This window comes from Clostridium beijerinckii HUN142, assembly GCF_000621745.1.
Classification (GTDB): Bacteria; Bacillota; Clostridia; order Clostridiales; family Clostridiaceae; genus Clostridium; species Clostridium beijerinckii_A.
Window position 1 is genome coordinate 26,051 of sequence record NZ_JHXK01000019.1, and the last position, 16,191, is coordinate 42,241.

26 protein-coding genes are annotated in these 16,191 nt (G+C 34.1%); all 26 read left to right on the forward strand.

The features are described from left to right. Window positions 1–11: 11 nt before the first annotated feature. The 26 genes from T483_RS28885 to T483_RS0109960 all read left to right on the forward strand — a co-directional run bounded on the left by T483_RS28885 (window position 12) and on the right by T483_RS0109960 (window position 16,186). Window positions 12–206: a hypothetical protein gene (locus T483_RS28885; RefSeq protein ID WP_155268464.1), complete on the forward strand. Its 195-nt coding sequence runs from the start codon at window positions 12–14 to the stop codon at window positions 204–206. Next, a complete protein-coding gene (locus T483_RS0109835; protein ID WP_080696965.1) occupies window positions 194–1,444 on the forward strand; it encodes an SNF2-related protein in 1,251 nt (416 codons plus the stop codon). The genes T483_RS28885 and T483_RS0109835 overlap by 13 nt, the downstream gene beginning before the upstream one ends. A gap of 18 nt (window positions 1,445–1,462) precedes the next feature. Next, window positions 1,463–1,672 (forward strand): helix-turn-helix transcriptional regulator, encoded by a 210-nt coding sequence (locus T483_RS28890; protein ID WP_035790086.1) that lies wholly within the window; start codon window positions 1,463–1,465, stop codon window positions 1,670–1,672. A 2-nt stretch (window positions 1,673–1,674) separates the two neighbouring features. Further along, the gene (locus tag T483_RS0109845; RefSeq protein ID WP_026886702.1) at window positions 1,675–1,938 is read left to right on the forward strand and encodes a hypothetical protein; all 264 of its coding nucleotides are present in this window, start codon (window positions 1,675–1,677) and stop codon (window positions 1,936–1,938) included. Further along, a complete protein-coding gene (locus T483_RS0109850) occupies window positions 1,931–2,248 on the forward strand; it encodes a VRR-NUC domain-containing protein (protein WP_026886703.1) in 318 nt (105 codons plus the stop codon). The genes T483_RS0109845 and T483_RS0109850 overlap by 8 nt, the downstream gene beginning before the upstream one ends. Continuing rightward, the gene (locus T483_RS0109855; protein WP_026886704.1) at window positions 2,238–2,534 is read left to right on the forward strand and encodes a hypothetical protein; all 297 of its coding nucleotides are present in this window, start codon (window positions 2,238–2,240) and stop codon (window positions 2,532–2,534) included. The genes T483_RS0109850 and T483_RS0109855 overlap by 11 nt, the downstream gene beginning before the upstream one ends. Window positions 2,535–2,600: 66 nt before the next feature. Then, window positions 2,601–2,756, forward strand: coding sequence for a DUF1540 domain-containing protein (locus T483_RS30960; protein ID WP_155268465.1), 156 nt, complete (start codon window positions 2,601–2,603; stop codon window positions 2,754–2,756). Window positions 2,757–2,767: 11 nt separating this feature from the next. Continuing rightward, on the forward strand, window positions 2,768–3,382 hold the full coding sequence (locus T483_RS0109865; RefSeq protein ID WP_026886705.1) for an ERF family protein: 615 nt from the start codon (window positions 2,768–2,770) through the stop codon (window positions 3,380–3,382). Further along, window positions 3,375–3,767, forward strand: a complete 393-nt coding sequence (locus T483_RS0109870; RefSeq protein ID WP_026886706.1) for a single-stranded DNA-binding protein — start codon at window positions 3,375–3,377, stop codon at window positions 3,765–3,767. Before T483_RS0109865 ends, T483_RS0109870 begins: the two co-directional genes overlap by 8 nt. A 91-nt stretch (window positions 3,768–3,858) precedes the next feature. Then, window positions 3,859–4,059 (forward strand): hypothetical protein, encoded by a 201-nt coding sequence (locus T483_RS0109875; RefSeq protein WP_155268467.1) that lies wholly within the window; start codon window positions 3,859–3,861, stop codon window positions 4,057–4,059. 5 nt (window positions 4,060–4,064) lie between these two features. Beyond that, entirely contained in the window at window positions 4,065–4,250 is a 186-nt protein-coding gene (locus T483_RS0109880) for a hypothetical protein (RefSeq protein WP_026886708.1), read from the forward strand. Between the two features lie 14 nt (window positions 4,251–4,264). After that, window positions 4,265–4,552, forward strand: a complete 288-nt coding sequence (locus T483_RS28895; RefSeq protein WP_051560320.1) for a hypothetical protein — start codon at window positions 4,265–4,267, stop codon at window positions 4,550–4,552. Beyond that, window positions 4,536–4,790 carry a hypothetical protein gene (locus tag T483_RS0109890; RefSeq protein ID WP_051560322.1) on the forward strand — a complete coding sequence of 85 codons (255 nt, stop codon included), beginning with the start codon at window positions 4,536–4,538 and terminating at the stop codon, window positions 4,788–4,790. The genes T483_RS28895 and T483_RS0109890 overlap by 17 nt, the downstream gene beginning before the upstream one ends. After that, window positions 4,787–7,444: a CHC2 zinc finger domain-containing protein gene (locus T483_RS28900; RefSeq protein WP_051560323.1), complete on the forward strand. Its 2,658-nt coding sequence runs from the start codon at window positions 4,787–4,789 to the stop codon at window positions 7,442–7,444. Before T483_RS0109890 ends, T483_RS28900 begins: the two co-directional genes overlap by 4 nt. A gap of 301 nt (window positions 7,445–7,745) precedes the next feature. Continuing rightward, window positions 7,746–8,228 carry a hypothetical protein gene (locus tag T483_RS28905; RefSeq protein WP_051560324.1) on the forward strand — a complete coding sequence of 161 codons (483 nt, stop codon included), beginning with the start codon at window positions 7,746–7,748 and terminating at the stop codon, window positions 8,226–8,228. Between the two features lie 441 nt (window positions 8,229–8,669). Then, the gene (locus T483_RS0109910; protein ID WP_035790087.1) at window positions 8,670–8,960 is read left to right on the forward strand and encodes an HNH endonuclease; all 291 of its coding nucleotides are present in this window, start codon (window positions 8,670–8,672) and stop codon (window positions 8,958–8,960) included. A 96-nt stretch (window positions 8,961–9,056) separates the two neighbouring features. Further along, window positions 9,057–9,476: a P27 family phage terminase small subunit gene (locus T483_RS0109915; RefSeq protein WP_242841829.1), complete on the forward strand. Its 420-nt coding sequence runs from the start codon at window positions 9,057–9,059 to the stop codon at window positions 9,474–9,476. Then, window positions 9,473–11,191: a terminase large subunit gene (locus T483_RS0109920; protein ID WP_026886712.1), complete on the forward strand. Its 1,719-nt coding sequence runs from the start codon at window positions 9,473–9,475 to the stop codon at window positions 11,189–11,191. The genes T483_RS0109915 and T483_RS0109920 overlap by 4 nt, the downstream gene beginning before the upstream one ends. A 13-nt stretch (window positions 11,192–11,204) precedes the next feature. Continuing rightward, window positions 11,205–12,383: a phage portal protein gene (locus tag T483_RS0109925; protein WP_026886713.1), complete on the forward strand. Its 1,179-nt coding sequence runs from the start codon at window positions 11,205–11,207 to the stop codon at window positions 12,381–12,383. Continuing rightward, the gene (locus T483_RS0109930) at window positions 12,384–12,986 is read left to right on the forward strand and encodes an HK97 family phage prohead protease (protein ID WP_026886714.1); all 603 of its coding nucleotides are present in this window, start codon (window positions 12,384–12,386) and stop codon (window positions 12,984–12,986) included. Then, complete coding sequence (locus T483_RS28910; protein ID WP_035790088.1) at window positions 12,958–14,340, forward strand: phage major capsid protein; 1,383 nt, start codon at window positions 12,958–12,960, stop codon at window positions 14,338–14,340. The genes T483_RS0109930 and T483_RS28910 overlap by 29 nt, the downstream gene beginning before the upstream one ends. 25 nt (window positions 14,341–14,365) lie before the next feature. Then, on the forward strand, window positions 14,366–14,635 hold the full coding sequence (locus T483_RS0109940; protein ID WP_026886715.1) for a hypothetical protein: 270 nt from the start codon (window positions 14,366–14,368) through the stop codon (window positions 14,633–14,635). A gap of 3 nt (window positions 14,636–14,638) precedes the next feature. Next, complete coding sequence (locus tag T483_RS0109945) at window positions 14,639–14,935, forward strand: phage head closure protein (protein WP_026886716.1); 297 nt, start codon at window positions 14,639–14,641, stop codon at window positions 14,933–14,935. After that, window positions 14,936–15,292 (forward strand): HK97 gp10 family phage protein, encoded by a 357-nt coding sequence (locus T483_RS0109950; RefSeq protein WP_026886717.1) that lies wholly within the window; start codon window positions 14,936–14,938, stop codon window positions 15,290–15,292. After that, window positions 15,289–15,621 (forward strand): hypothetical protein, encoded by a 333-nt coding sequence (locus tag T483_RS0109955; protein ID WP_026886718.1) that lies wholly within the window; start codon window positions 15,289–15,291, stop codon window positions 15,619–15,621. Before T483_RS0109950 ends, T483_RS0109955 begins: the two co-directional genes overlap by 4 nt. Window position 15,622: 1 nt before the next feature. After that, on the forward strand, window positions 15,623–16,186 hold the full coding sequence (locus T483_RS0109960) for a major tail protein (RefSeq protein ID WP_026886719.1): 564 nt from the start codon (window positions 15,623–15,625) through the stop codon (window positions 16,184–16,186). Window positions 16,187–16,191 lie beyond the last annotated feature (5 nt).

Here is a 16,191-nt window from a genome sequence, read left to right on the forward strand (position 1 = left end):
AACGTGGCCGAATGGAATACAATCCAGATTTTCATGCAAGACAGGACCAGCCATGGACCAGGGATGATGATGATTATCTAATGTATTATTACAAATATGATGGCCTAAAAATGTTAAGTTACGCACTAGAAAAAACAGAAACCGCCATATGCACTAGATACCATAAATTAAAGGCAAGGGGATATAAAAGTAAATGGCTAAAATAAAATTATTCCCACATCAGCTGAAAGCCTTAGAAATGACAAGGGGCATGAATAAAGCCGCCTATTATTTAGATATGGGACTTGGCAAAACCTTTGTTGCGACTGAAAAAGCTGAAGAATTGGGAACAAACATTATTTTAGTGGTATGCCAGAAATCAAAATTGGAGGATTGGGAAGATCATTTCAATGAATTTTATCCAAAATATAAAACGATCATATATAAAAAGCAGCTGCAAGAGATCCAGCCGAACACAGTAATAATTATAAATTATGATTTGATCTGGCGAAGGGATGAATTTAAAAAGTTAAAAGGATTTACTTTGATCCTAGATGAAAGCAGCTATATCAAAAACGAAAGCAGCAACCGAACTAAGTTTATCTTGAAGATCAAGGCCAAAAACATAATATTGCTATCTGGAACACCAACAGGGGGCAAGTATGAAGAGCTTTTCGGCCAGATCAAATTATTAGGCTGGAAGATCACAAAAGAAGCATATTGGAACAATTATATAAAATTCTTTTTGATGAATTTAGGAGGATTCAAAAAGAAAAAAGTAACAGGGTATAAGAATGTGGACCATTTGAAGCAGATGTTGCGGCAGCATGGGGCGGTTTTTATGAAAACAGAAGAAGTTATTGAATTGCCTGAAGTGATCCCATATGAGATTAAAATAAAAAACATTCCGCAGTATAAAAAATTTAAGAAAGATCGTTTAATCGAAATAGAAGAAAATGAGTTAGTTGGTGATACGTCACTTACAAAACTATTATATTTGCGGCAACTTGCAGCAATGTACAACAAAAACAAATATGAAAAGATAACAGAGCTTTTGGAATCAACAGAGGATCGAATAATTATATTTTATAATTTTAAATATGAATGTCAGAAGCTCCAAGAGATCTGCAAGAAATTAAAGAAGCCTATCTCTATTGTAAATGGAGATCAAAGGGATCTGAAAAACTACGAGCAGCATGATAATACAATAACATTGATTCAATACCAGGCGGGGGCAATGGGCCTTAATTTGCAGAAAGCAAATAAGATCATTTATTTTAGCTTAACACTTAGCAGCGAACTTTTTGAACAAAGTAAAAAGCGTACCCACCGTATGGGCCAGGAAAGATCATGCTTTTATTATTATCTAATTACTGAAAAGAGTATTGAAGAAGATATATTTGAAACGCTCAAACAAAGAAAAGATTATACAGACAAGCTTTTCCAAGAAGATGAAGGGCGGTGAATATAGAGAGGGGTATATATGAATATTGGAAACGCTATCAAAGTATATAGAGACAAGCAAGGGTTAACCCAGGAAGATCTGGCAATGAAACTTAATAAAAGCACTAGGACCATACAAAGATATGAAAGCGGCCAGACAATGCCGAGCATGAAGGTTATAGACAAAATATTCAATATAAGAGTTGAATATATCTTAACAAATGAATTATTAGAGAAAAGGGGTATTTAATTATGGGGTATGTAATGACTTACGAATCAGCAAAAAATGAATATATAATCAAGCCAGCAAATGAAATGAAAAACATAGACAAAAGCAAAATAGGCGAAGAAGTAAGAGAATATAAACAAAATATTTGGGTGGGCAAGTCAAGAGATTCTTTAAAAGAATATAAGATCCAGCACCAAGCGGAACAGATAGCGAAGCATATGAAGGCCATTGAGAGAATACAAAAAAGAACAGTATCAGAAGTAAAGCAGCAGTATAACCATGCCTAGTGAAAAAGACTTTGAAAAGAAAGTTAAAAAGTTTCTGGATGGTTTAGCTCCTGAAGTTTGGTACTTTAAACATTGGGCGGGCGCATATTCAAAAAGTGGAATTCCTGATATTGTTGGGTGTATTTCAGGCCATTTCATGGGGATCGAATTAAAAAAAGAAGGTGGAACACCATCACCGCTACAGATAAGAAATATTGAAAAAATAAAAGCAGCCAAAGGATATGGATATATATTATATCCTAAAGATTTTGAAGCCTTTAAGGAAGATGTAAAGGCAATTGTAAAGGAGATCAAAGAGAATGACAAATAATGAAATGCTACAAATATTAAAAGATAGAGAAACAGAGCTTGAACATGAGGTTAACCATTATAGAGTAATGAAATCTTTTGAAGGTGATGAAAAGCAGCGTTTGAGATTTAGTTTATTATATGCAGAAAATAGGTCCGCATTAAAAGCGCTACAAAATATTATTTCAGAAGTAGATCAGCTTGATAATGTAGTAAAAAAAATTCAAAAAGCAGTAGATGAAGAAGATCCAGAAATTATAGCGCTTTTAATAGAATATAGCAATTTGAAAAAGAAAATGACAGAGTAACTTTTGTTATGCCCTTATATACAACTAAGCAGATCAAACAAATAGGAATTTAAAGGGGATGAAAAATTGATTGTTTATTGCGAAGCTAGTGAATGCAGCTTTAATAACAATGGAGAATGCCAGAAAAATTCAATTTTTATAAAAGACATAGAGGTAAAAGAAAATATAAAATTCAAAGATGATGATTTTATGATATGTATATCTTTTGAATGGAGAAAGTAGGAAGAAAATAAATGGCAGAAGAAAAAAGCAAGCTAAATGTAGTGGCAAAGCTGCAAAAGGTTAGGGCAGATTTGCAAGGGGTAGAACTAAGAAAAACTGGAAGAAATACATATTCTAAATATGATTATTTTGAACTAAAAGACTTTTTACCAGATGTTGCAAAGCTATGTAATAAACATGGGGTTAATCCGGTTTTCAATATGACTAAAGATGTTGCAACACTTTTAATATATGATTGCGAAGATATAGAAAGATTTATAAGCTTTGATATGCCAGTTGCAATATCAGAACTAAAAGGATGCAATGCAATTCAAAATATAGGTGGAGCTTTGACATATGCGAAAAGATATTTATATATGAATGCTTTTGAGATTGCGGAGAATGACACAACCGAAACCGAAGGGGAAGAAGAAGGGGCGCGCGATCCTATAAGTAACGTTCAAGTAAAAGTAATTGAAAACTTAATAAAGGAAACGAATACAGATAAAATGAACTTTTGTGCCTGGGCCAAAGTAAAGGACATAAAAGAGATTGAAAATAGAGATCTAGCATATTGCATGAAGATGTTAAATGAAAAGAAAGAGAAGATCCAGCAAGAAAAGAGCGGAGGGAAAAAGGGTGAATAAATCTATACTCATAGGAAGATTAACTAATGATGCCAATTTAAGTTATGTAGGAGAAAAGCAGACCGCAAAAGCTACTTTCAATATAGCGGTTAATGATGGTTATGGAGAAAACGCAAAAGCCTATTATATACCTATTGTAGTCTGGGGCAAAAGTGCTGAAAGTGTAGCAAACTATACCAGGAAAGGTTCTAAAGTTGGTATAGCTGGGAAGATTGTCACCAGATCATATGATGATTCCCAAGGGACAAAAAAATATATAACTGAAGTTGTGGCAGATCCAGTTAATGGGGTTGAGTTCTTAGAAAATAAGAATAGCAGCAGCAATGAAAATACTAAATTTAATGCAGACATAACACCAGTTGACAACGGAGATATGCCATTTTAATTGATTATAAAGGAGAAGATAACAAATGATTATTGATGTAAATACAAACGAAATAGATTATGAAGATATAGTCCAAGGAGATATTTTAATAATGGCCAATGGAGCGATTTGGTTGGTTGTTGATGATGATATTGACTTCATGGGTGTTGATTTAGTTAATAACAGGGTAGACGATTATGAGAATTGTTTTCCTACGCCATATGAATTATGTAACCACTTAGAAGCGATCGAAGAAAGTATAATAATCAAACATATAAAAGGCCACGATCTTTTACTGACAGTAATGGAGTAGCAGCAATGAAGTTAATAAAAATGATTATATTAGAGTTTTTATTTGATATAGGTTTATTTTGGACCATGAAAGCCATAAGGGATATTATATGGAGCTTATTGGATTATAAAATACCAATCAATATATATACCATAATTATTGCTATAGCTTTGGCAGCATTAATAAATTTTAAAATTACTAAATGGGAATAGGCGGGATGATTAAAATGTATAGCGAGATACAAATGAATAAAGATCTACTAATAAAAGCTATTTGTAGGTTTGGTCAAGAAAAACAGAAGATAAAAGCAGTAGAAGAAGCAGCGGAGTTGAGCCAGGCACTTTTAAAAGATATTTTAGGAGAGCCGCACAATGTAGAAGAAGAAATTGCAGATCTTGAAATAATGCTGGCCCAGATGCGATTGATATACAGCCAAGCTAATATAGATGGATTCATTGAAGCGAAGCTTGAAAGGCTAAAAAGGCGAATAGATAAAGATGGATTCAGGTATTAAATACAGCGAAAAAGATCTGTATTCCCTGAAGGTTAAATATAATGAGCTGTTAGAGCGAAGCAAAAAAGCTGAATTGTTTTTCAAAACTAATAGTATCAGCGAATGTATAAAATATCTGGATCTTTTCAATGATGTGACCAGGCAATTGAGCGGGATAATATTTTTTATAGAATTTATATCTGGTAAAGAATTGAGCTATGAACAAAAGATAAATGGATTTAACGAGGTGAGGGAATGAAAGAAATAAGTGATATTAATTTACATGAAACAATTGAAACTGAATTAGGAAATAGATTTAATAGGCAAGGTTATATAAACTGCCCTTTTCATTCAGATCATACGCCTTCATTATCGGTTAAATTCTTTCCTGATAAAAATAAGTATAGATATAAATGTTTTGCTTGTGGAGCTTCAGGGGATGCGATCGACTTCATACAGAATTATAGAAATGTTGATTACAAAACCGCGAGGGAACTTTTAGGAATACAAGGCGAAAAAACTGAAATAGAAATACGCTTTGATAAAATAATAAGCCGCATTGATTGGGATGTTAAAAATAGTGAATACAAACTAGGATATAAACTTTTAGGTGTATTTGAATTTGTTAACGAACAAAATGAAATTATTTATTATAAAGCTAAGTTCTTAAAACCAGATGGCAAAAAAGTAAGTTCTTATTACCGATTTATGGGCGATAAGATAATTAATAATAGGGAAGGAATAATTGACGTTCCCTATAATCTTTACAATGTCCTACAGGGCATTAAGAATGGAAAAACAATAATATTTGTTGAAGGCGAAAAAGATGCAAATACAATTAATAAATTCCTTAAAAGAAAAAATTATGTGGCCACATCAATAAAAGGGTGTAAGGATCTTTCAAAAATCACAGATCAAAGAATTAAAGCAGTTTATGTTATTGGAGATACTGGCCAAGCTGGTGAAATTTATGTTGAAAAAATAAGAATTGAGTTTCAGGAGATCAGCGACAGTTTTAAAATAATTAAGCTGCCAGATCTTAGAGCCTTGGGCAATAACAAAGATGTTACCGATTGGATCGAAGCGGGCCACAACATAGAAGATCTATTTGCAGCATTTAACAGGGCATCAAACCTCAATAATAAATATGATTTTTATTGTGAATTTGGCAAAACATACATAAACACAATTAAAAATGATGAAGTAAAGAAAATTCCAGTAAGTAATTTTAAGGTTATAGATGGAAAGATCCTTCATTATGTTGAAGATGATGCCGAAGGGGTAAAGATCACCTTCAGGAGTGCAAATGGCAAGATTATTGAGAAAACTGGGCCAAGCACCGTATTTGATGATACAAAGTCATTTAAAAGTTTTTTAAGTAGCATGGATCTAACTTTTTACGCCAGCACTAACATATTAAATGATTATAAAACTTGGATAAATAATAATTACTTATTAGATACAGAAAAAATATACATGGGTGACAAATTTATAGAGTTAGAAAATGAAATGTCATTTATAACAGGAGTTGGAGCAATGAAAAAAGATAATAAAATTGATATTTCAATTTATGCAGATGATAGCAAAATAGATATTATGAGCGTTGAACCTATAAAATCAGACGATTTGAAGGGCCTGAAGGATGCCTTGCTGGGGTATTTATCCTTTGATAAAGCGGCAGCCATTTTAGGTACTATAGTCAATGATCTGGCAGTATACCAAAATACTAAGATAAGAAAACAGCTGCATCATTTATTAATTGTTGGGGAGTCTGGATCAGGAAAAAGCACAATTCTTGAAAAAGTCATAGCACCTATTTTGAATTATCCACCAGCTAACAAAAAGACTATGGGCAGCACAAATTTTGCAATGCTTAAAGATTTATCTACAGGCAATTATCCCGCCTTATATGATGAGTTTAAACCATCAATGATGAGTAAAAACCGCCTAAGCGAAATATCTGCAACCCTTAGAGATCTTTATGACCGAAGCACAAAGGAAAAAGGTAATAAGATACAAAAAGTATTTAAATATGAGTATCAAAGGCCAATTATAATTGCTGGTGAAGAAAGTTACCCAAACGCTGAAAAGGCCCTTGTGACTAGATCATGTATAGTCTATGTATCGAAGTCAGAAAGAACTCATGGGAATACCGAAGCTATTAAGTATTTAATAGGCCATGAGAAGGAATTAAATTCATTAGGCAGATCATTAATAGCAGCTATTCTGGATCTATCAAGCGAAGAATACGAGAAGATGCACACCGAAGCGGCAGCCAAGTTCGACAGATTGATAGACAGGCCACACAACACCGCTTGTAATATCGCGGTTGGAATTGAAATATTTAATAAGATTTTAATTAAAAAAGGCATTGATCCTATTATTGATTATGTGGACCAGATCACAGAATTAATCAGATCCGAAGTATTAGGGAATAAAGATGATGCTTATTCAATAGTAGAACAAATGTTATTGTTATTTGATGAAATGGTAAGTATGGGAAAAGTGCCATATGTTGAAGGGTTATTAAGGCATGAGGGGGATTTTGTTTATATGCAAACAACAGAAGTTGTTGCAAAGGTTATGGAATATATAAACAACTCAAATGCAGTTGATATAACACCGATCAAGATTAATGATTTTAAAAAGCAATCAAGGCTGGCGGGTTATATTGTTCAAGATTCTGAAGAATTAAAGAAACTTCAGGAAGGCGAGAAAGAACCAGCATATAACAAAACATTCACTATTCAAAAAAAGTCAGTAAGAATGGATAGATATAGCATTGAAAAATTGGATCAGCTGGGACTATTAACAATAACAAATGTTGAAGCGTTCAACGGTACTGAAAGCAAAGGCAACGCGCGTTTAACATTAGTGCCAAGTCAAAACAAAAAAAATACAGAATTTATTTAAAAATTACAGAATTTAAGCTAGTGTAATTTAGATTGTAATTTGCAGAAATGAGGGTATGACAAGGATAAGACAGTATATATATATATAAATTACAGAAATTACAGAAAAAATAATATATATATATATAAAGAAAACAAGAAAATAAGCTATTTTGAATGAAAAGTAGGGGGTATATATAATTAGTGTAATTCTTGTAATTTAGAATAGTAAAATTGTTGAAAGCGTTGGTATATCTCATTTTTAGCAATTACAATTTTGTAATTTAGGTTATAACATATATAGACAAAGGAGTAATAAAAGAATGGATCACCTATTTAAGAAAACAGAGAGGGCCTTATATGAATATAAGAATATAGATCTAAGAATCAAAAGCATAGATATTTATATAGATAGATTAAGTAATGATGTTGCAATTGCTGGGGTATCATATGAAGAAAAGACAGGACACACCAACGCTTTTAAGTCATCAGTTGAAGATGAAGTGATCCGAAGGGATGAACATATAAGCGAAGAATTAAACAGGCTGAAGCAATCAAAGCAAGATCTTATTATATTGCAGCAGCTCATAAACAATGGGATTGAATCATTGAAGGAAGAAGAATTAAAAATAGTTGAATTAAGATACTTTCAAAAGGGAAGGAAAAAGACCTGGATAGAGATTGGAATGAGCTTGGGCATGGATAAAGATAATTGCTGCAAAGCTAAGAATAAAATAGTAAATCATTTAGCTGCATACATATATCCCAATGAATCAATTCCACACCAATTTTTCACCAATATTTAAACAGTTTTTCGCCAATAAGTAACCAATAAGCCAACAGTTTTCCATAAGGAAATGATGTTATTATTGTATTATAGCAAAAGGCAATGAGCTTGGAAGATAGCTCAATATAAGCATCTAAGGTTTTGCATATTTTTATTTTCATTTATTATGCACCTCCTTTCAAATATAGAGTTAATAAATTTTTTGGTTTACGGTTTACATTAAGCCTTAGATGTTTATATTGGGTTATCACGTTTGCTGAATCTAACAAATGATAAGAGGACTATGAAAAAGAATAGAAAGAACAATTGATAAAACTATTTAAAGTTAGATCTTAAAACAAAAATATATTGAGGCACAATATATAAACAAAATAATAAGGTATCATCAACTAACTTTATGCAGCAGCATCAATTGATTAAGTAGTATTCACATAGCCATTAAGTAACTTATGAGGATAGAATGAAGCAAGTAAATAAGTTTTATAAAGATCCTAAGTGGATGGCCAAGAGAATAAGGATATTAAAGCGTGACGAATATCGGTGCAAAGAATGTTTAAGGTATGGTAGGAGTGTCGCAGCAGCTACAGTACACCACGTTATTCCTTTGGATCAAAGGCCAGATTTAAAATTTAATAGTGATAACTTAATAAGTTTGTGCAACAAGTGCCATGATAAGATGCACGACCGTACAAACAATAAACTAACAAAGTTAGGGGAACAATGGATCAGGAGAATGAAGGCAGAAAAATAAATTTCAATGAAGTCCATCAAAGAAAATTATTTTTGTATTAAAATTATTCAATTGCTTTCAGATCAGATCCCCCCCACTTTGTTTTTTTTTATTTTATTGAGTAAGGAACCGAGGGAGATAACCTTTTCCAATAGATCGACTACCGAAAAAACTTTTTTAGGAGGTGAGAGGATGCCAGAAAATAAAGCAGTAATGATGGCCCAAGTGGTGGAAGATATGAAAGTTTTAGGAGTATACAAAAAGCAATATAGCAGCCTTATAGGCATATATGTTGATCTTAATATCCAATATGAAGTAGCCTTAAAGGAATTTGAAGATAGCGGCTATCAATATGAAACAGAAACCGCAGCGGGTGGAACGAAAAAGTCTGCAATTGTGGCAACGCTTGAATCACTAAGAAAAGACATTCTTGCATATTCTGACAGACTTTGTTTAAATCCAAAAGCCTTGGGATCTGTTACACCTGAAGGAAATAACAAGTCAAAACTTGCGGCGGTACTTCAGGAGCTGCAATGATCCAATATACAAATTATGAAATAGTAATGGAATATGCCAACAGTATTGTTGAAGAAAGAAAAATAGCTTGTAAAGAACAAATTCAAGCTTGTAACAGATTTTTAAATGATTTAAAAAATCCTAAATATGAATTTAATCCAAAGGATGCCGAATTCGTAATTGGAATAATAGAAAAAACCTTTGTTCATGCACAAGGGGAAAGGCTAGATGGTACACCTTTAAGGGGTACGCCATTTTTATTAGAGCCATTTCATAAATTCCAGGTGTATAACTTGTTAGGTTTTTATCATAAAGGTACTAAGATAAGGCGCTTCAAAGAAGCGTTTATTTTTATACCTAGAAAGAATATTAAAACTTCATTTGCAGCAGCGTTGGCGTGGGCCTTGGGCCTACTAGAGCGAAAAAGTGGAAGTAAGGTATATATTACCGCAGCAGCTTTGAAACAATCCCTTGAAAGTTTCAATTTTATTAATTTTAATCTTGAAGCTATGGGCGAAAAGCAAAACTTCAGAGTGATTGACAATAACCAAGAACATTCAATACAGGGTGATCTAGGGGATGGCGGCATATTTATACAAGCACTTGCAGCAAATCCAGATCGTCAGGACAGTTTGAATTGTAATATTGCGATCGCGGATGAAATACACGCCTATAAAACACCGAAGCAATACAACATCATAAAGGAAGCCATGAAAGCTTATACAAATAAGTTGATGATAGGCATAACAACCGCTGGTGATAATATGAATTCCTTTTGTTATCAGCGGTTAATGTATTGCAAAAAGATACTGGATGGAACTGTAAAAGATGAAGCTTACTTTGTTTTCATTTGCAAAGCTGATGAAGATGAAACAGGCGAGGTTGATTATACAAATCCGATCCAACATGAAAAAGCAAACCCAGCATATGGGGTAAGCATCAGGCCAGACGATATTTTGAATGATGCGCTGCAAGCTCAAAACGATCCGCAGCAGCGAAAAGATTTTCTAGCGAAGTCAATGAACATTTATACAAGTGCTATGAAAGCTTATTTCAATTTAGATGAATTTAAAAACTCAGATAATAAGTATGAATGGACCTTAAAACAACTTGCAAAGCTGCCGATCACATGGTATGGCGGGGCCGATTTATCCAAGTTGCATGATTTAACTGCCACCGCTTTATATGGAGAATACCAGGGCATTGATATTATTATTCCCCACGCCTGGTTCCCAATTGTTGCAGCTCACAAAAAAGCGGATGAAGATGGAATCCCACTTTTTGGCTGGAAAGATGATGGCTGGCTGGATATGTGCAATAATCCAGTTGTTAATTATGCTGATATTGTAAATTGGTTTGTAAAAATGAGAAAAATGGGATTCAAAATAAAACAAGTTGGCCATGATAGAAAATTTTGTAGAGAGTATTTTGTAGGAATGAAGAAAGCTGGTTTTAATATCATAGATCAGCCGCAGTATTTTTATAAAAAGTCAGAAGGGTTTAGAAGGATCGAAGCAAAGGCAAAGGAAGGAAAATTGTATTACCTCCATGCTGATCCATTTGAGTATTGTTTGCAGAATGTAAGAGCAATCGAAAAGACAGACGATATGATCCAGTATGAAAAAGTTATGCCAGAGCAGCGAATTGATGTTTTTGATGCAGCGGTTTTCGCTTGTGTCAGAAAATTAGAAGATATTGAGAAATCAAATTCCGCTTCAACTTGGTTGAAAGGTTAAAGGGGGTGAGAGATTGGCAAAGAGTAATAAAAAGAAAATGAATAGGAGATCTGAAGGGGATGCAATAAGTTGGTTTTTATCTAATGATTCAGAATCTTTGAGCGTTCCAGGTTATACAAGGTTGTCAGATAATCCAGAGGTACGAATGGCCGCGCACAAGATCGCGGATCTTATTTCTAGTATGACAATTCATTTAATGCAAAATACAGATAATGGAGATATAAGGGTAAAAAATGCTTTATCCAGAAAAATTGATGTAAACCCTTATTCATTAATGACACGAAAAACATGGGTGTATAACATTGTTCATTCAATGTTATTAGCAGGAAATGGAAATAGTGTTGTATATCCAAAGGTTGACAATGGGTTGATATCTGAATTGATTCCTTTGAAGCCTTCAGGCGTTTCTTTTCAAGATACGCCAGCAGCCTATCAGGTGCGTTATGGATCTAACATTTACGATTATGATGAAGTATTGCATTTCGTTATAAATCCAGATCCAGAAAGGCCATATTTGGGCCAGGGGTACAAGGTTGTATTAAAAGATATTGTTATGAACTTGAAGCAAGCTGCAAAGACTAAAAATTCTTTTATGAGTGATAAGTGGAAACCATCACTAATAATTGCAGTTGATGCAATGACAGAAGAACTAGCAAGCGAAGCGGGAAGGGATGCAATATTAAACAAATATATTGATGAAACAGGTGGCGGCAAACCTTGGGTTATTCCAGCCGACTTGGTAAAGATAGATCAAGTAAAGCCATTGAGCTTAAATGATCTGGCCTTAAATGATGCAATTCAATTAGATAAAAAAACGGTGGCGGGTATTTTCGGAGTACCAGCCTTTTTTTTGGGCGTAGGTACTTACAACAAAGAAGAATATAACAATTTTATCAGCACAACAATACTACCAATAGCCCAAGGAATCGAACAGGAGTTAACAAGAAAGCTTTTATATAGCCAGGACCTTTATTTTAAGTTTAACCCAAGGAGTTTATATTCATATGACTTGAGCGAACTGGCAGCGGTTGGAACTGATATGTATGTTAGAGGTTTAATGTTTGGAAATGAAGTAAGGAATTGGCTTGGAATGTCACCAGCAGAAGGATTAGACGAAAGAGTGATCCTTGAAAACTATATACCAGCTGGAATGATAGGCGATCAAAAGAAGCTGCAAGGAGGTGATAAGTAATTGAGCAGAATTGAAAGACAAACAAGGAGCATGAGCATAGCACTTGAAACTAGAGATAACGCTGATAGTAATGAAATGTATATTGAAGGTTATTTTATTGTTTTTAATCAGCCAACAGAGTTATGGCTGGGAGCATATGAAGAAATAGCACCAACCGCACTTAATAACACTTTGAGCAATGACATAAGGGCCTTAATAAACCATGATACGCGGCTTGTATTAGGCCGAAACAAGTCAGGCACTTTGGAGCTAAAAGTGGATTCGAGGGGCCTATGGGGAAGGATCAAGATTAATCCAAACGATTCTGAAGCGGTCAATGTGTATGAGCGTGTGAAGCGTGGTGATGTAAGTCAATGCAGCTTTGGTTTCAATATCATATCTGAAGAAACCGAGTGGCGGGATGATGGGAGCGTAAAATGGACCATTACTGAAGTGGATCTCCATGAAGTTAGTGTTGTTACATTTCCAGCCTATGAAGAAACAGGCGTACAAGCTAGGCAAAAGAGCGTTGAAGCTTATAGGGAAAAACAGATTTTACAAAAGAAAAATAATTTAAAGGTGAGGTTAAAAAATTATGGCATTAAAGAAGCTAATAACAGCTAAAAAGATAGAACAAAGGAAAGCTAGTCTAGCTGAATTGCAGCAAAGAGAAGCAGCATTAAACACAAGAGCCGCAGAGCTTGAAGCAGCAGTTGAAGAAGCTAAAACAGATGAAGAAATTGAACTGGTTGAAGAAAATATATCTCAATTAGATACAGATAAAGAGAAGCTTGAAGGTGAAAAAACAACTTTGGAAACTGAGATTGCAGATCTTGAAGGGGAACTTGAAAAACTAAATGCAAAAGATCCAGTAAATGATCCAGTACCAGCAGCAGATCCAACACCAGCACCAGCAGCACCAGAAGCAATTGAAAGAAATAAAAACCTAGGGGGAGAACAAAGGATGCAATCAAACAGAATGAACACAAGAAGCCAAATAGTTGACAGATTAAACAGGGAAGAAGTTAGAAGCTTTTACGCTAATTTGAAAGAAGCAGTTGAAAAAAGAAGTATATCTGGCCTGGATCTTACAATACCACAAATAATAATGGATACTTTAACTTATGATATGGGAAGATATTCAGTATTATATGATCTTGTTAGAGTTGCCAAGCTAACTGGCAAGGGTAGAGCAATCATAGTTGGTGAAGCACCACAAGCAGTATGGACAGAAATGCAAGGAAGAATAAACGAATTAAATTGCCTTTTCACAGATGTTGAAGTTGATGGATACAAAGTAGGCGGATTCATACCATTAGACAACTCTTATATAGAGGATTCAATGGTAAATTTAGCAATGCACGTGGAAGAATGTTTAAAAGAATGTATTGCCATTGCTTTGGACAAGGCTATTTTATATGGAACAGGAAACAAGATGCCTATGGGTATTATTCCAGCTTTGGCAGCGGATGCAGATTTAAAAACAACTAACATAATAAAATTAACAACAACAGATACAAAGCTTGCAAAGATAATTGAAGCTATGAAATTTGTTAAAAGGGGATATTCAGGCAGAGGACCAATAACAATTGCTATGAATGAACAAACATGGTTAGGAACAATAGTGCCAATGTCACTTGCAACTAATGTAAATGGGGCATTTACTACAGTTTCAGCACAAGCGTTCCCAGGCGTTGGATACAAGGTTGTATTCTGTCCAGATATGGCGATTGATAATATCTTAATTGGTGATTATTCAAAATATCTATTAGCTGAAAGATCAGATGTAAAAAGTGCAAGTTCATCAGAATTCCTTTTCACAGATGATAAGACAGTTTTCAAGGCGACTGCCAGATATGATGGAAAGCCAGTAAGAACAGGCGCTTTTGTTCTTATGGGGTTAAATGGTGTTACGCCTCAAGTTTCAAAGTCTTTCGCACTTGATGCAGCTAACACAACACCACAAACACAAGGATAGTTTAAACTTTAAGGAGGTGTAATGGATGAATATTGAATTGATCCTCCAATTAGTAAAAGAAGAATTGGGTATTAGGTCCGATATTAGAGATAATTATATTACTGCAATTATAAAAGGAATAACAAAAGAGTTAGAAGATGAAAAAGGTTTGATTTTAGAATATGAGAACTTTTATCATCTTTTATTTATTGTTGATTATGTTGCGTGGTCCTACAGAAATAAGGATCATGCAGCCATGCCAAGGCATTTGCAATATAGATTACACAATTTAATTATTCATGTTGGAAGGGGTTAGATCATGGCATATGATTATGAGTTAACTTTGATTAAACATATCTTTAAAACAGATGAATTAAAGAATCAGATTCCTGAAGAAATAAAAACGGATCTATATTGTGATTTAAAGAGCATAGGAAGAAATGAATATTATAATGCAGCAAGCCAGGGCCTAAAGCCAGAGATCATATTTGTAATTCATAACTATGAATACAATGGAGAAAGAGAAATCTTATTTGAAAAAAATAGATATAAAGTAATTCGTACTTATTCAAAGGATTTTGAAGAAATAGAATTAACGTGTGAAAAGGTGGTTTAAATGTCTAAGATAGAAGGATTGGCCAAAGAAATTGCAGCAGCATTGGCAGCATATTCAAACGAAGTAACTGAAGGGTTAGAAGCAGCCAAGCCGCAAGCCGCAAATAATACTGTAAAGATCCTAAGAAGTACAAGTCCAAAAGATACGGGAGATTATGCCAAAGGTTGGACAGTTTCAAAAGAAGGCACGAGACAGATAATTCATAATAAAACGAATTATCAATTAACCCATCTACTAGAAAAAGGCCATGCCAAAGTAAATGGGGGCAGAGTTGCGGCAAAGGTCCATATAAGACCAGCCGAAGAACAAGCAGTTGAAGAATATATAAGCGGAGTGGAAAGGGTGATCCGTAGATGATAATAACTGAATTAATAGAGATATTAAATGAAACTGGCTACCCAGTTTTTTATTCTCATTTCAATGTTACAGATGATAACCCAGCGCCACAGCCGCCATTTATGACATACATTTATGGCCCTTCAGCTCATATGTATGCAGATAATAAAGTCTATATAAAAATATACAATATTCAAATTGAATTATATACAAAGATCAAAGATCTTCAGGCAGAAAAAAAGCTTGAAGATCTTTTTGATTCCAATGAAATTCCTTATTCGTCGGAAGGTGAGATTTTCATTGAGACAGAGAACATTTATCAAAAAATATACGAAGTGAGGTTAACATAATATGGATAATAAAGTTACTTATGGTTTAACAAATGTGCATTATGCAACTTTTTCAGTTGTTAATGGTGTTATAACTTATGACACGCCAATTGCATTGGAAGGTGGAATTGAATTGGCCTTAGATCCTAGGGGAGATATGACAGAATTTTATGCGGATAACGTTTTATATTATTCTGCATCAAACAATCAAGGCTACGATGGGACTTTAACTCTTGCAAATATTCCAGAGACATTTTTAATTGATGCACTTGGGGAAGTTAAAGATGAAAAAGATGGAGTTTTAACAGAAAGATCAAATTTAGTGGGCAAGCCTTTTGCGCTATTATTTGAGTTTGATGGTGATATAAAAGCAACAAGGCACGTTCTGTATAATTGTACTGCATCAAGACCAAAAGTTGGATCTAGTACAAAGGCAGATAAAGCAGATCCAAACACAAGTGAATTAACTTTTGTTGCAGCTCCAAGGACAACAGATCTTGCGGTTAAAACAAAGACAACTACAATGACACCAGCCGAGATCTATAATGGCTGGTATTCAAAAGTATATGAAAAAGTGGCAGCGTAAAGGGG